At 74.7% G+C, this 15,380-nt stretch carries 11 protein-coding genes, 1 tRNA gene and 1 pseudogene; 8 read left to right on the forward strand and 5 right to left on the reverse strand.

Annotated elements, in window-relative coordinates; translation table 11 throughout:
• The first annotated feature begins 50 nt into the window (after positions 1 to 50).
• From PV343_RS10095 to PV343_RS10125, 7 genes and pseudogenes are all read left to right on the forward strand, one after another.
• Positions 51 to 1,259 (forward strand): glycosyltransferase family 39 protein, encoded by a 1,209-nt coding sequence (locus PV343_RS10095; RefSeq protein WP_319146489.1) that lies wholly within the window; start codon positions 51 to 53, stop codon positions 1,257 to 1,259.
• Between the two features lie 126 nt (positions 1,260 to 1,385).
• Positions 1,386 to 2,078, forward strand: a complete 693-nt coding sequence (locus PV343_RS10100; protein WP_319146490.1) for an alpha/beta fold hydrolase — start codon at positions 1,386 to 1,388, stop codon at positions 2,076 to 2,078.
• A gap of 133 nt (positions 2,079 to 2,211) precedes the next feature.
• A complete protein-coding gene (locus PV343_RS10105) occupies positions 2,212 to 2,535 on the forward strand; it encodes a hypothetical protein (RefSeq protein WP_020938085.1) in 324 nt (107 codons plus the stop codon).
• A gap of 102 nt (positions 2,536 to 2,637) precedes the next feature.
• The gene (locus PV343_RS10110) at positions 2,638 to 3,492 is read left to right on the forward strand and encodes a PP2C family protein-serine/threonine phosphatase (protein WP_319146491.1); all 855 of its coding nucleotides are present in this window, start codon (positions 2,638 to 2,640) and stop codon (positions 3,490 to 3,492) included.
• Positions 3,493 to 3,542: 50 nt separating this feature from the next.
• Complete coding sequence (locus PV343_RS10115; protein ID WP_319146492.1) at positions 3,543 to 4,574, forward strand: MASE1 domain-containing protein; 1,032 nt, start codon at positions 3,543 to 3,545, stop codon at positions 4,572 to 4,574.
• 157 nt (positions 4,575 to 4,731) lie between these two features.
• Positions 4,732 to 6,198 (forward strand): L-seryl-tRNA(Sec) selenium transferase, encoded by a 1,467-nt coding sequence (selA, locus tag PV343_RS10120; RefSeq protein WP_319146493.1) that lies wholly within the window; start codon positions 4,732 to 4,734, stop codon positions 6,196 to 6,198.
• 5 nt (positions 6,199 to 6,203) lie between these two features.
• A pseudogene (locus PV343_RS10125) lies at positions 6,204 to 7,946 on the forward strand (SelB C-terminal domain-containing protein); the annotation flags it as partial.
• Between the two features lie 35 nt (positions 7,947 to 7,981).
• Here the strand turns inward: PV343_RS10125 and PV343_RS10130 are convergent.
• A tRNA-Sec gene (locus PV343_RS10130) sits at positions 7,982 to 8,074 on the reverse strand.
• A 34-nt stretch (positions 8,075 to 8,108) separates the two neighbouring features.
• Between PV343_RS10130 and selD the strand changes: the two genes are divergently transcribed.
• Positions 8,109 to 9,125: a selenide, water dikinase SelD gene (gene selD / locus PV343_RS10135; RefSeq protein ID WP_319146494.1), complete on the forward strand. Its 1,017-nt coding sequence runs from the start codon at positions 8,109 to 8,111 to the stop codon at positions 9,123 to 9,125.
• 61 nt (positions 9,126 to 9,186) lie between these two features.
• Here selD and fdh read toward each other — a convergent pair whose 3' ends face one another.
• The 4 genes from fdh to PV343_RS10155 form a co-directional block, all read right to left on the reverse strand.
• Positions 9,187 to 12,456 carry a formate dehydrogenase gene (gene fdh / locus PV343_RS10140; protein ID WP_319146495.1) on the reverse strand — a complete coding sequence of 1,090 codons (3,270 nt, stop codon included), beginning with the start codon at positions 12,454 to 12,456 and terminating at the stop codon, positions 9,187 to 9,189.
• Positions 12,457 to 12,866: 410 nt separating this feature from the next.
• A complete protein-coding gene (gene nrfD, locus PV343_RS10145; protein ID WP_319146496.1) occupies positions 12,867 to 13,895 on the reverse strand; it encodes an NrfD/PsrC family molybdoenzyme membrane anchor subunit in 1,029 nt (342 codons plus the stop codon).
• On the reverse strand, positions 13,892 to 14,917 hold the full coding sequence (locus tag PV343_RS10150) for a 4Fe-4S dicluster domain-containing protein (RefSeq protein WP_319146497.1): 1,026 nt from the start codon (positions 14,915 to 14,917) through the stop codon (positions 13,892 to 13,894). The genes nrfD and PV343_RS10150 overlap by 4 nt, the downstream gene beginning before the upstream one ends.
• A gap of 161 nt (positions 14,918 to 15,078) precedes the next feature.
• Positions 15,079 to 15,255, reverse strand: coding sequence for a hypothetical protein (locus PV343_RS10155; RefSeq protein ID WP_319146498.1), 177 nt, complete (start codon positions 15,253 to 15,255; stop codon positions 15,079 to 15,081).
• Between the last annotated feature and the right edge of the window lie 125 nt (positions 15,256 to 15,380).

Consider the following 15,380-nt stretch of genomic DNA (forward strand, 5'->3'; position numbering starts at 1 on the left):
AACCCGGGTCGCGGATTGCGTGCCCCACGCGGCGTGACCAAGGTCGGGGCGTGAGCACGTCCTCCGTACCCCGGCCCGAGTCCGACGCGGTCTTCCGTCCGCTCCGCCGCCCCTCCCTCGCGCACCTCCGCCGGCACCGGGTCCCCGAGGGCGCCCTGCGGGCCCTCGCGCTGTTCGGGGCGGTCCGGCTCGCCGGTGTCGCCGCCGTGCTCGCCGCCGGGCACCTCACCGGGCACTCCGCGGCCAGGAGCCTGGCCCACTCCTGGGACTCCCGCTGGTACCTGCACATCGCCACGCACGGCTACGGCCGGCTCATCTGGATCACCCCCACCGGCGGGGTACAGGCGGACTGGGCGTTCTTCCCGCTTTATCCCGGCCTCATCCGCGCCCTGACCACGGTCTCCCCGCTCACCGCGGGCCAGGCCGCGCTGCTCGTCGCCTGGGCCGCCGCGCTGGTGGCCGCGTACGGCCTCTACCGCCTCGGCCACCACCTGTACGGGCGCGCCGTCGCCACCGCCCTGGTCGGCCTGTGGGCCGTGCTGCCGCACGCCGTCGAACTGACCATCGCCTACACCGAGTCCCTGTTCGCCGCCCTGGCCGTCTGGTCCCTGTACTGCGTGCTCAAGGACCGCTGGCTGTGGGCCGGTTCGCTGGCCGCGCTGGCGGGCCTGTCCCGGCCGACCGGGTTCGCGGTGGCGGCGGCCGTCGGCATCGCCGCCGCGCAGGAGGTCCTGCGGCGGCGTGGCCGGGTGCCGGCCACCGTGTGGGCCGGCGCCCTGATCGCGCCGCTCGGCTGGTTCGGCTACGTGCTCTGGGTGGGGGAGCGCACGGGCGACCTGTTCGGGGGCTACTTCAAGGTGCAGAGCGCCTGGGACTCGCGCTTCGACTTCGGCGCCGGCGCCCTGCGCTTCCTCAGGGCCCTGTTCCTGTACGGCGGCGGCGTCGTCTACCCGGCGGCCCTGATCATCGTCCTGACCTGCGTCGTGCTCTTCGGGCTGCTCTGCCTGGACCGCGCCCCGCTGGTCCTGGTGGTCTTCGCCGGGGTGCTGGTGCTGCTCGTGGCGTGCGGTTCCGGCTCGTTCTCGTCCAAGCCGCGCTTCCTGCTCCCGGTGTTCCCGCTGCTGATCCCGCCGGCGCGCGCCCTCGCCCGCACCTGGCGGGTGCGGCCGGCCCGGGCGCTGCTCGTCGTCGGCGCGCTCGCCGCGGTGTCCGTCCTGTACGGCGCCTACGTCGTCGTGGTGGCCCACTCCCCGCTGTGAGGCGCCGCTGGAGGGGCGCCGACCGCACTGCTGTCCACCCGAGTCGCCCCGCCGGCCGCGGCGGCTGGATCCGTGGCCGGCGCGCTGGAAGGATCTTCCGGGAGTCCGGACGAGAGAGGCGTGTCGATGAGGCTGCACACCCACGAGTGGGGGACCGGGGACCGGGTCGCCGTCCTGGTGCACGGGATCATGTCCGACCACAGGACCTGGCGCCGCGTCGCCCCGGTCCTCGCGGACAAGGGCTACCGGGTCGTCGGCGTGGACCTGCGCGGGCACGGAGCCAGCGGGCGCGGCGCGTACGGGGCCGAGATCTGGGCCGGTGACCTGGTGGAAACCCTCCCGGGCAAACCGGAGTTGGCGATCGGGCACTCGCTCGGCGCGATGGCGCTGGCCCTGGCCGTCGAGCGGCTGGCACCGGCCCGGGCCGTCTACTGCGACCCGGCCTGGGAGCCGGCCGCGGGCCTCGCCTCGGCCGGCGCCCTGTTCGCGGACTTCAAGACCGCGAGCCGCGCGATGATCACGCACTTCAACCCGCGCTGGGAGGAGGCCGATGTCGACGTGGAACTGGCCACCCTCGCCCTCTGGGACCCCGCGACCGCCCACGCCCTGGCGGACGTCTACGCCGTCAGCAGGACCCCGGCCCGCCCCGTGGTGCCCTCGCTGGTGGTGCGGGCCGGTTCCAGCGCCCTGGTGCCCCCCGCCCTCGCGGAGCGGCTGACTCGGGCGGGCTTCGAGGTCCGCACCGTCACGACCGCCGGCCACACCCTCTACCGGGACGACTTCGAGGGCTTCATGGCGGCCCTCGACGGCTGGGTCTGACCCCGCGGCCGGACCGGGACCGGAGCCGAACCGCGGTCGCGCCCGCTCTCTTCGCCGCGCAGAGGACCGGCCCGCGCAGGAGTCAGCGCCGGACGGCTGGGTAGGCGTGGTGACGCCCGAGGAAAGGATCGTCATGACGACCTACGTCATCACCGTGCCCGGTACCTTCACCGCGGGAGTCGGGGCCGACACCCGCGAGGTACTGGGCCGGGCGCTCAGGCCCGCCGACCCGCACAGTACGCGGATGGGCAGCACCGAGGACCTGGACGTGCTCAGCGTCAACGAGGACAACACCTTCACCCTGCGCCTCACCGTCGACGCTGACACCGGGCCGCACGCCGAGCAGGAGGCCCGCCGGCTCGCGGACTCCGCGCTGCGCAGCGCGGGGCTCGACGAGAACACGGCCCCGCTGGGACCCGCTGTGATCACCGGTATCGACTCGGAGGTCGGCGGCTGACCGGCAGGGCCGGTAGGCGCTCCCCTGGGGCAGGATCATCCGGAATAGGTAAAATCTAGGCGTTTACCCCGAAGGGCCACCCGGCCCGTCCGGAAGTGATCCATGCCCCGCAAGCGCACCACGGACGACGGCGACGAGCTGCTGGCCAGGCTCGGGTCGCTGACCGCCCAGGCGCGCGAGCGGGCGGAGCAGCAGCGCACCCAGGTCGAACTGGCCATCGCGCTGCAGCGCGGCATGCTGCCCCGGGACCTGCCCACCGCCTGCGGCCTGCACCTGGCGGTGCGGTACGCGCCCGCCACCTACGGCCTGAACGTGGGCGGCGACTGGTACGACGCCTTCACCATGCCCGACGGCCGGATCGGGCTCTCCATCGGCGACGTCCAGGGCCACAACATCGAGGCCGCCGCCTTCATGGGGCAGGTCCGGGCGGGGCTGCGCGCCCTCGCCTCCGTCACCAGCGAGCCGGGCGACCTGCTCGCCCGGACCAACGACCTGCTGCTCTCGCTGGGCAGCGACCTCTTCGCCACCTGCACCTTCATGCGGCTCGACCCGGTCACGGGCGTGCTGGAGAGCGCCCGGGCCGGGCACATACCCTTCGTGTGGGCCACGGCCGAGGGCCAGTCCGGGGTGGTCGACGACGAGGGCGGACCGCCGCTCGGCATCCAGCGGGGCATGGAGTACCCGGTGACCCGGCACCACCTGACCACCGGCGGCATGTTCGTCCTGCTCACCGACGGCGTGGTCGAGGGACCCTCGCTGGACATCGAGGACGGGCTCAAGCAGGTGGTGCGGCTCGCGGGCATCGCCGCCGTGGCCGGACTGGAGGCGCACGCGCTCGCCGGGGCCGTGATCAAGGGCGCGGAGAGCGTGGGGCACGAGGACGACGCGGCCGTCCTCGTCGTGGGCCTCGACGGGCCCTGTGTCACCGGTCTCGACGGTGCCGCCGTTCAGCCATAGGGCGGGACGCCGCACCGCTCGCGTGGCCGATCGGCGGCCATCGGTGTGAGATGGCTGCTGTGGCGGGTTTCGTGGAGGTGCGGGGACCGGGCGGCTACGCCGTCCAGGTACTGGCCGTCGCCGCCTGCTACTACGGCGCGGGCAGGCTCGGACTGCTGCGCCGGCTCGTCGTCGAGGGCGCCGTCGTCACCCCCATATGGCCGCCGACCGGTGTTGCCGTCGCCGCCCTGCTGGTCTTCGGTCTCGCCGCCTGGCCCGGCATCACCATCGGGGCGTTCTTCACCGTCCTGACCCTCTCCACCCCCGATGTCGGCATGATGGGGTTCCTGTTCGGCAACACCGTCGCCCCCGTGTGCGCGGTGCTGCTGCTGCGCCGGTCCGGCTTCCGCCTGGAGCTGAGCCGCTTGCGCGACGGGCTCGCGCTGGTGTTCCTGGGCGCGCTGTCCGCCATGATGATCAGCGCGAGCGTCGGCGTCGGCCTGCTGCTGGCCACGGACAAGCTCCCCGTGCACAGCTTCTGGGCCGTATGGCTGGCCTGGTGGGTGGGCGACGCGATGGGCGTGCTGATCGTCACCCCGATCGCGCTGCTGCTGTACAAGTCCCGCTGGCCGCTGCCGCTCGGCCGCTGGAAGGAGGCCACCGCGCTGGCCGTGGTGGCCTGCGCGGTGGTGCCCCTCGCCGCCTACAGCTCGGTCAGCCTGCTCTTCCTCGTCTATCCGCTCCTCATCTGGGCCGCCCTGCGCTTCCAGCTCGCGGGCAGCATGCTCTGCGCGCTGCTCACCTCCGTGCTGGCCACCGTCGCCGCCACGGACGGGGACGGGGCCTTCGCCGGGCTGAGCCGGATCGAGGTCATGGCGAAACTCCAGGCGTTCAACGGGGCGATGGCCCTGACCGCGCTGCTGCTGTCCGCGGTGATCACCGAACAGCGCCACACCCGGCGCTCCGTGGAACGGGCCTGCCAGGAACTGGTCGAAGTGCTCGAACACCTGACCGCAGGGGAGGTGCCGCCGGCCCCGCGGCCCGCTTCCGACCCCGAGGACCGGCCCCGTCCGGGCCGCACCCCGGGCCCCGGCCCCGGCTGACACCGGCCCGCCGCGCGGCGGCCGGGACCACGGCTGACCCGCCCCGTGAACAGGCCGTTCACGGCGTGTCGAACGGCCGGGCCTGGGCACTGGGAGACGATGGGCGGTGCCGTACGGGTACAGGAACGGGGCAGCGGGACGAGGACGGCAGGGCGGCATGGAACAGCGCGTGACAGCGGGCGGGGAAGACCGGCGGACCGCGAACGCCGGCCCCGGGGACCCGGCACGGCACCCCGAACGGCACCCGGAGCCCGCACAGCGCCAGGACTTGGCCCCGCAGCCGGACCCCGCACAGCAGCCGAACCCGGCCCCGGACCCGGCGACCGACGCCCGTCGCCGTATCCCGCGTACCGACGTGCTCCTGCGCGATCCCCGGCTGGCAGCGGCGGCGGACCGGCTGGGCGAGCGCCTGGTCAAGGACGCGATCCGGCAGGCACAGCGCGAGGCGCGCGAGGGGAGCGTCCCGCCCGAGCGGGTGGCGGACACGGCGGCGGCCCTGCTGCCCGCCGGCTGCGGCGGACTGCGCCCGGTCGTCAACGCCACCGGCGTGCTGCTGCACACCAACCTCGGCCGGGCACCGCTGTCGGCGGCGGCCCGGCAGGCCGTGGCTCAGGCCGCCGGACCCACCGACGTCGAACTCGACCTGGCGAGCGGGGTACGGGCCCGCCGCGGCCGCTCCGCCCTCGGCGCCCTGCGCGACCGCGTGCCCGCGGCCGGCGGCGCGCACGTCGTCAACAACGGCGCCGCCGCCCTGGTGCTGGCCGCCACCGCCCTCGCGGCCGGCCGGGAGATCGTCATCAGCCGCGGCGAGATGGTGGAGATCGGGGACGGCTTCCGCCTGCCCGACCTGCTCGTCTCCACCGGCGCCCGGCTGCGAGAGGTCGGCACGACCAACCGGACCACCGCCGCCGACTACGCCGCCGCGATCGGGCCCGACACCGGCTTCGTGCTCAAGGTGCACCCCTCCAACTTCCTCGTCACCGGCTTCACCCGGGCCGCCGAGGCCGGCGAGCTGGCCGGGCTCGGCGTCCCGGTCGTCGTCGACATCGGCTCGGGACTGCTCGCGCCGCACCCGACGCTGCCCGCCGAACCGGACGCCGACACCCAGCTGCGGGCCGGTGCCGCCCTGGTCACCGCCAGCGGCGACAAGCTGCTCGGCGGCCCCCAGTGCGGACTCCTGCTCGGCCGCGAGGACCTAGTCACCACCCTCGCCCGGCATCCGCTGGCCCGCGCCCTGCGGGTCGACAAGCTCACCCTGGCCGCCCTGGAGGCCACGCTCACCGGACCGCCCACCCCGACCGAGACCGCCCTCACCGCCGACCCCGCCGGTCTCACCGAGCGCGCCGAACGGCTCGCCGCCGCCCTGCGGGCCGACGGCACCGACGTCCGGGCCGTCGGCAGCGCCGCCACCGTCGGCGGAGGCGGGGCACCCGGCGTCACCCTGCCCAGCGCCGCGCTCTCCCTGCCCGAGGCGTACGCCGCCGCGCTGCGCGCGGGCCCGGTTCCCGTGGTCGGCCGGCTGGAGGCCGGGCGCTGCCTGCTCGACCTGCGTACGGTCCCGCCCGAGGAGGACGAGCGGCTGGCCGAGGCCGTCCGGGCGGCCCGCCCGGCCGCGGGGAGGTAGGCGGCATGCGTGTCCTCGCCACCGCGGGCCACGTCGACCACGGCAAGTCCGCTCTCGTCCGGGCACTCACCGGCATGGAGCCCGACCGCTACGAGGAGGAGCGCCGCCGCGGTCTGACCCTCGACCTCGGCTTCGTGTGGACCAGGCTCCGGCCGGGCGGCGAGGACGTCGCCTTCGTGGACGTGCCCGGGCACGAGCGGTTCGTCGCGACCATGCTGGCCGGGGCCGGGCCGGTGCCCGCCGTGCTGTTCGTGGTCGCCGCCGACCAGGGCTGGCAGCCCCAGTCGCAGGAGCACCTCGCCGTGCTCGACGCGCTCGGCGTCCGGCACGGCGTCCTCGCGGTGACCCGCAGCGACCTGGCCGACCCCGGCCCGGTGCGCGCGGACGCCGTCGAACGGCTGGCCGCCACCTCGCTCGGCAAGGTGCCCGCTGTCGCCGTCAGCGCCGTCACCGGCCGCGGACTCGACGAACTCCGCCACGAACTGGCCCTGCTCGCCGCCCGGTTGCCGGTGCCGGCCGCCGGGGCCGACGTACGGCTGTGGCTCGACCGGGCGTTCACCGTGCGCGGCCACGGCACCGTGGTGACCGGCACGCTCGGCGCGGGCACCCTGCGCGTCGGCGACCGGCTGGTCACCGGCGACGGCGGGGCGGTCCTGCGGGTGCGCGGGCTGCAGAGCCTCCAGCAGGAGCGGACGGAGGTGAGCGGGGTGGCCCGGGTCGCCGTCAACGTGCACGGCCCCGGGGACGGCGGCCTGCGACGCGGGCAGGTGCTGCTCGCCCCGGACCGCTGGCTGCTCACCGACGTGACGGACGTCCGGGTCACCGGCGAGCCGGCCGCCGACCTGCCCCGCTCGGTCACCCTGCACATCGGTGCCGCGGCCGTCCCGGTCACGGTCCGCCCGCTCGGCGAGGACACCGCCCGGCTCACCCTGACCCGGGCCCTGCCCCTGCGCATCGGCGACCGCGCCGTGCTGCGCGAACCCGGCGGCGGCCGCACCCCCTGCGGGGTCACCGTCCTCGACGTACGGCCGCCCGCGCTCGCCCGGCGCGGCGCGGGCCGGGCCCGCGCGGCCGAACTGGCCGGCATGACCGGCCGGCCCGACGGAGCCGCCGAGCTGCGCCGCCGGGGACCCGTCCGCCGCGCCGACCTGCTCGCCATGGGCGCCACGCCGCCCGCCGAGCCCGTCGCCGGCGACTGGCTGGCCGACCCCGGCCAGTGGACGGACCTGCGGGACCGGCTGGTCCACGAGACGGAACGGCACGCCCGGGAACACCCGTTGGACCCCGGGCTGCCCACCGAGGCGGCCCGCCGCCTGCTCGGCCTCCCCGACCGCGCCCTCGTCGACGCGCTCGTGCGGGGCGAGCCACGCCTGAGCGGCCGTCAGGGCCGCGTCCACCCGGCCGGCACCCGCGGGCCCGACCTCCCCCCGCCGGTCCGGGCCGCCGTCGACGCCGTACGCCGGGACCTGACCCGCACGCCGTTCCGCGCGCCCGAGGCCGACCGGCTGACCCGGCTGGGGCTCACCCGCAGGACGCTGGCCGCCGCCGTGTCCGCCGGGGCGCTGCTGCGGATCGCCGACGGCGTCGTGCTGCTGCCCGGCGCGGACACCGAAGCCGCCGCCGTACTGCGCGGCCTGCCGCAGCCGTTCACGCTGAGCGAGGCCCGGCAGGCCCTCGACACCACCCGCCGGGTGGCCGTACCGCTGCTGGAACACCTCGACGCCCAGGGGTACACGGAACGCGTCGACGACCAGCGCCGCCGTTGCCGGCCCGACCGGGGGAGCGGAGGCGGACGGGAATCGAACCCGCCTGCCCGAGATCCTCGGACACCTCGGTTTTGAAGACCGGGAGGGCCACCAGGCACCCACACGCCTCCACCGCTCGACCAGGCTAGTGCCCAGGAGACAGGTATGACACCGACCCGCCAGGACGCCGTACGCCTCACGCAGTTCGCGCACGGCGGCGGCTGCGCCTGCAAGATCCCGCCCGGCGAACTGGAGGAGGTCGTCGGCAGTCTGGGCGCGCCGCTGCCCGCCGGCGCCGCGCCGCTGCTCGTGGGCCTCGCCACCGGCGACGACGCCGCCGTCGTCACGCTGCCCGGTCAGCCCGGCACGGCCGTCGTGTGTACCGCCGACTTCTTCACCCCCGTCGTCGACGACCCCTACGACTGGGGACGCATCGCCGCCGCCAACGCTCTCTCGGACGTGTACGCGATGGGCGGCCGGCCCCTGGTCGCGGTCAACCTGCTCGCCTGGCCCCGCGACCGGCTGCCGTTCGAACTGGCCCGGGAGGTGCTGCGCGGCGGCCTCGACATCGCCACCGAGGCGGGCTGCCACATCGGCGGCGGCCACAGCGTCGACGACCCCGAGCCGAAGTACGGCATGGCCGTCACCGGTGTCGCCGACCCGGAGCGGCTGCTGCGCAACGACACGGGCCGGCCCGGCGTGCCGCTGTCGCTGACCAAGCCGCTCGGCCTCGGCGTGCTGAACAACCGTCACAAGGCCACGGGGGAGCGGTTCGAGCAGGCCGTGGCCACCATGACCGCCCTCAACCGCGACGCCTCGCTGGCCGCGCTGGCGGCCGGGGCCACCTGCGCCACCGACATCACCGGCTTCGGCCTCCTCGGCCATCTGCACAAGCTGGCCCGGGCCTCCGGCGTGACCGCCGTGATCGACACCGCGGCCGTGCCCTACCTCGACGGCGCCCGGGAGGCCGTACGGGACGGCTACGTCAGCGGCGGCACCCGGCGCAACCTCGCATGGGTCGCACCGCACACCGACTTCGGGACCGCGGACGAGGACACCCGGCTGCTGCTCGCCGACGCCCAGACCTCGGGCGGGCTCCTCGTCGCCGGGGAGGTGCCCGGAGCGCCGGTCGTCGGGGAACTGGTGCCGTACGACGGCACCCACTCCCTCGTCCTGCGCTGAGGGACTTCCGGGACGCGCGTGACCGGGGCCGACGCCCCGGTCACGCGCGTCCCGGCCGCTCTCAGGGCTCGGTACCCGTGTGCTCGTCGATGCCCGCCCGCGCCCGGTAGGCCCGCACCAGCTCCAGCGAGGCCGGTCCGCGCGGCCGGCGGCCGGGGCGGATGTCCACGGCGAACGCCTTCGCCTCCTGGATGTGCGTGTTCGGGTCCAGCGACAGGTGCAGCAGCTCGTTGGCCGCGTCCCCGGTGGTGTAGCCGTTGGGACCCCAGTGGTAGGGCAGGCCCACCTGGTGCAGCCTGCGCCCCTGCACGGTCAGCGGTGCCATCCGGTCGGTCACCAGCACCCGCGCCTCGACCACCCCGCGGGCGCTGACGATCGTCGCCCAGCCCGTGTGCTCCAGGCCGCGCTCGGTGGCCAGCTCCGGGGACACCTCGCAGAAGAACTCCGGCTGCAGCTCGGCCAGATACGGCTGCCAGCGCGACATGCCGCCCGCCGTGTGGTGCTCGGTGAGCCGGTAGGTGGTGGCCACGTACGGGTACACCTGGGAGCCGGGCTCGTCACCGCTCGGCTGGTAGCGGTTGTCCGGCATCGCGGGCATCACCTGCCGGACCGGGTTGCGCTGCTGCTCGTACAGCAGGTTCTGGAACGGCGAGTCCTGCGGTTCGTAGTGCACCGGCAGGGGACCGTCGGTGATCCCGGACGGCACGTACAGCCAGGCCTTGCCGTCGGCCTGCATGATGAACGGGTCCTTGCCGGACAGCGCCTCGGGGCCGGTGGCGCCCTCGGGCGGCATACTGTCGGGCGACTTGTCCTTCTTGAAGTCGGGCACGTCGTGCCCGCACCACTCGCCCTTGTCCGGGTCCCACCACACGAGGGCCTTCCGCTCGCTCCACGGCCTGCCCTCGGGGTCGGCCGAGGCCCGGTTGTACAGGATCCGGCGGTTGGCGGGCCAGGCCCACGCCCACTCGGCCGCCACCCAGTCCTGCTCCCGGCCGGGCTTGCGGCGGGCCGCCTGGTTGACCCCGTCCGCGTAGACCCCGCAGTAGATCCAGCAGCCGCAGGCCGTCGAGCCGTCGGGCTTCAACTGCTCGTAGGAGGACAGGGGGTCGCCCTCGGCGTCATGGCCGTTGATCTCGGCCAGCACCGCCTCCGCGTCCGGCTCGGCGAGCGGGCCCTTCGTCGGATAGTCCCAGGTCAGGTCCAGCAGCGGCCGGTCCATCTCGTCGGTCGACCCGGCGAGCTTCTGCCGGATCAGCCGTCCCAGGTGGTAGGTGAACCACAGGTCGCTGCGCGACTCGCCGGGCGGTTCGACCGCCTGGTGGTGCCACTGCAGCAGCCGCTGGGTGTTGGTGAAACTGCCGTCCTTCTCGGTGTGCGCGGCGGCCGGCAAGAAGAACACCTCGGTGCCGATGTCCTCCGTGCGCAGCTCACCGGTCTCGATCTCCGGGCCGTCCTTCCACCAGGTCGCCGACTCGATCAGCGAGAAGTCGCGCACCACCAGCCAGTCGAGGTTCGCCATCCCGAGCCGCATCAGCTTGGAGTTGGCGTTGCCCACCGCCGGGTTCTCGCCCACCAGGAAGTAGCCCTTGCAGACGCCCTCCAGCTGGGCCATCGTCGTCTCGTACGCCGAGTGGGAGCCGGTCAGCCGCGGCAGGTAGTCGAAGCAGTAGTCGTTCTCCTCGGTCGCCGCGTCGCCCCAGTAGGCCTTGAGCAGGCTCACCAGGTACGCGCGCATGTTGCCCCAGTAGCCCTTGTGCGCCGCCTCCGCCTCCACGAAGGCGTCCAGGTCCTCGTTCTTGTGGGCGTGCGGCATCGGGATGTAGCCCGGCAGCAGGTTGAACAGCGTCGGGATGTCGGTCGAGCCCTGGATGGAGGCGTGGCCGCGCAGCGCGAGGATGCCGCCGCCCGGCCGGCCGATGTTGCCGAGCAGGGTCTGGAGCACGGCGGCCGCGCGGATGTACTGCACGCCGACCGTGTGCTGCGTCCAGCCCACCGCGTAGGCGAAGGCCGTGGTCCGGTCCCGGCCGGAGTTCTCGGTGAGCAGCTCGCACACCTGGCGGAACAGGTCCTGCGGCACCCCGCAGACCTGCTCGACCATCTCCGGCGTGTAGCGGGCGTAGTGCCGCTTGAGCACCTGGAAGACGCAGCGCGGATGGGTCAGCGTCTCGTCCCGCTCCGGCTCGCCCTCGCCGATCACCGCGCCACCCGCGCCGTGCGCCTCGCCGCGCGCCGCCTCGGTCACCGAAGCGCTGTCGCCGCCGCCGTCGACGCGCTTGTCGTACTCCTGGTCACGCTGGCCGGAGGCGGCCTGCACCTCGGTGCCCTCGTACTGCCAGCTCGTGTTGTCGTAGGAGCGGCTGTCGGTGTCCAGGCCGGAGAAGACGCCCGCCAGGTCCTCGGTGTCCTGGAAGTCCTCGCGCACGATCACGGGCGCGTTGCTGTACGCCACGATGTAGTCGCGGAAGTACTTCTCCTGCTCCAGGACGTAGTGGATGATCCCGCCGAGGAAGGCGATGTCGGTGCCCGCGCGCAGCGGCACGTGCAGGTCCGCGAGCGCGCTGGTGCGGGTGAACCGCGGGTCGACGTGGATCAGCTTCGCGCCCCGCGCCTTGGCCTCCATCACCCACTGGAACCCGACCGGATGGCACTCGGCCATGTTCGAGCCCTCGATGAGGATGCAGTCCGCGTTCTGCAGGTCCTGCTGGAAGGTGGTCGCGCCGCCGCGTCCGAACGAAGTCCCCAGACTGGGAACGGTGGAGGAGTGTCAAACACGCGCCTGGTTCTCGATCTGGATCGCCCCGAGCGCGGTGAACAACTTCTTGATCAGGTAGTTCTCTTCGTTGTCCAGCGTCGCCCCGCCCAGGCTGGCGAAGCCGAGTGTGCGCCGGGTGCGGGTCTCGTCGACCTCCCACTCCCAGCCCTCGCGGCGCGTCGCGATCACCCGGTCGGCGATCATGTCCATCGCCGTGTCCAGGTCGAGGCGCTCCCACTCGGTGCCGTGCGGGCGCCGGTACAGGACCTCGTGCCGGCGGGCCTCGCCCGTCGTCAGCTGAAGGCTCGCCGCGCCCTTCGGGCACAGCCGGCCGCGGGAGATGGGGGAGTCCGGGTCGCCCTCGATCTGGGTGACCTTGTCGTCCTGGACGTACACGTTCTGACCGCAGCCCACCGCGCAGTACGGACAGACGGACTTCACCACCCGGTCGGCGGAGGCCACCCGCGGCTCGAGGCGCGCGGTGGGGCCGCTCTTGGCGGCCGCGCCCCGGCCCAGCCGGTCGGTGCCCGTGAGCTGCCGGAAGACCGGCCAGGAGTCGATCCAGGTGCGTACGCCCATGGCGCTCACTCCTCCCGTTCCGTGCCGAGCCGTGCCCGCCGCTCCTGGAGCAGATTCTTCCGCAGCCGCAGGAGCGCGGCATCCCCGGACGCCGCGGGCGTACGCGGCCGCTCGCTTCGGCCGGCCACCGGGCCTCGCTGCCTTCGTCCCGCTCCTGACGAGCGGCGGAGTACCCGGGCCCCCGTACGGCAAACGCGGCCCTCCATCCGTGTGAGGTGTGAGTCCGGCCTGCCGGGGGACCCCGCCGCTGCGGTGTGTCGGACAACGAACCGGCCAAGGTGTCCGTAACGGCGGACCTGGCGGCACAGCTCACGGCCTGCGGCCTGACGGCCGCGTCGGCAGGGACTGCGGCCCGGCGCGGCCCAGCCCCGGCCCGTCCCGGCCGGCGGGGCGCCTCGCCGCGGGGCGGGTCAGCGGTCGCGGGCCGCCAGGCGTTCGCGTTGGGGGACGACCGTGTACTTCGGGTCCTCCGCGGAGGCGACCCCGGCGTGGAAGACGCCGAAGCGGAGGGCGGCCGATCCGGAGAGCAGCGCGGCTCCGGCCGCCAGGGCGAGCCGTCGGTCGCGCAGGCGTCCCGACAGGACCGCCAGCGCGGCGCCGCCCGCCGTCAGGGCCTCCGCCGCCCGCAGCAGCCGGTGCGGCTTCCCCTGTTCGAAGGTCTCCGCGGACAGGCCCATGCGGTGCTTCATCGCCTGGAAGGTGCCCAGCTCCAGCGCGGCCCCGAGCGCGGCCATGCGGCGCGCCGGGCCCGCCTGTCCGGGGGGAGTCGCGGCCAGCGCGAGACCGGCCGCCGCGGTGGCACCGGACCCCGCGAAGACGTACGGCAGCTCCCGGTAACCCTCGTGCCACGAGGGCACGGCGGTGTCCGAGAGCAGCACGGCCGTGTAGGTCGCCACCGCAGGGCCGAGGACGGCGGCGCCCGCCGTGGCCAGCGAGCCCACCCGCCGGGCCCGGCCCGTGAGGTCCGCCGCCGCCGCGCCCAGCGCCAGCGGGGCATAGCCGGACAGCACCCACGAGCCCACGCTCATCGGCGAGGTGGGCTTGAAGACCCGCAGCATGTTCAGGAAGCGCGCCGGGCGGCCCAGGTCGTGCACGAGCGCGACCAGCGACAGGCTGATCGCCCCCGCGGCGCCCAGTTTCGCCGGGCGGGCCAGCGCCGGCCGCCCGGTGACGCCCGCACCGGCCGCCAGCAGCGAGGACGCCCCGGCCAGACCGCCCAGGTACAGGTAGCCGGCGATGTCCAGGGGCTTCCAGGTCGGCTTGTTCAGGACCGGCTTGCCGTAGTACGAGGAGAACTCCGCCTCCGGGACCATCGGCTGCTCGCCCCGGCCGCCCCGGCCGCGCCGGTGCCGCCGGCGCCCCGCCTTCGCGCCCGTCAGCGCCTCGCGTCCCGGCCGCTCGCCCCGCAGCCCCTCCCGGGTGACATCGGATTCGCTCATCGCGGCCTCCTCGCGAAACTGGCGACGGCCAGCGCGCCGAGCGAGACGGCGGCCATCGCCGCGTGCCGCCACATGTCGGGCAGGTCCCGGGTGGTGACGACCGGGTCCGGGGGCAGCCCGTACACCTCGGGCTCGTCCAGCAGCAGGAAGAACGCGCCGTCCCCGCCCACCCCGTCCTCGGGGCTCTCGCCGTACAGCCGGGCATCGGTCACCCCGGAGGCCCGCAGCTGCGCCACCCGGCCCGCCGCCCGCTCCCGCAGCTCGTCCAGCGGCCCGAACTGGATGGAGTCCGTCGGGCAGGACTTGGCGCAGGCCGGCTCCATGCCGACGCCGAGCCGGTCGTAGCACAGGGTGCACTTCCACACCCGGCCGTCGTCCTTGCGCTGGTCGATGACGCCGTACGGGCAGGCCGGCACGCAGTAGCCGCAGCCGTTGCAGACGTCCTCCTGGACGACGACGGTGCCGAACTCGGTGCGGAACAGCGCGCCCGTCGGACACACGTCCAGGCAGGCCGCGTGCGTGCAGTGCTTGCACACGTCCGACGCCATCAGCCAGCGCAGCTCCGTGCGGCCGTCGGGTGACACCGGCGAGATCTCGCCGGCCGGGGCGCCCGCAGGGGCCGCGCCCGCCGGGGGAGTGGTGGCCCCCGGGCCCGGAGAGGCCGCGTCGGTGCCGAGCGTCGAGGCCGCGGCGAACACGTCGACGTCGTCGTGCGAGACCCCGGGTTCCTGCCCGCCGAACGGCTTGCGCTGCTCGATGAACGCCACGTGCCGCCACGTGTCGGCGCCGAGGCCCTGCGTGTTGTCGTAGGACATGCCGGTCAGTTCGAGGCCGTCCTCCGGAACGGCGTTCCACTCCTTGCAGGCCACTTCGCAGGCCTTGCAGCCGATGCACACGGAGGTGTCGGTGAAGAAGCCCATCCTGGGCGGGGCGTCCGGGTAACCGGATGCGCCCGCCACGTCCGGCTGCGGTCCGTACCACAGACTGGCCCGGTCCGCCCCGACCTCCTGATCGCCGCTCATGCCGTGTCCACCTCGCTCACGACTCGTTCCCCTCCGCCGGTCCCCCGGGTACCTCGCCGGGCGCCGCTCGTACCCACGCCACGCGACGCCGTTGCCCATCGGTGAGGGGCGGCTCCACGCTCTTGCCGAAGTGCCGGCGGCTCAGCACAGCCACACGCCCGTCACGACCAGGCTGTAGAGGGCCGGCTCGCCAGCGGGAAGGACCAGTGGTCGGGGAACGCCTTGCGCAGGAACGCCTTGCCCGCGGACGCGACCGGCACGCGCCGGTCGAGCGCGGTCACCAACCGCTCGCCACGGCCCTCCGGCCGGGACGACGGATCTTCGTCGGACGCCGCCACCGCGTGCTCGCTTTCCGCCCGGTCCTCAGTCCCTCACTCTCGGTGCTCCCATTCGAGCCTGGCACGGGTGCCCCGGGTCCGCTCGTCCAAAACGGCGCGCACGGACCGCGGACGACGGGCGGCCC

Source organism: Streptomyces sp. WI03-4A, from assembly GCF_033792105.1.
GTDB lineage: Bacteria > Actinomycetota > Actinomycetes > Streptomycetales > Streptomycetaceae > Streptomyces > Streptomyces collinus_A.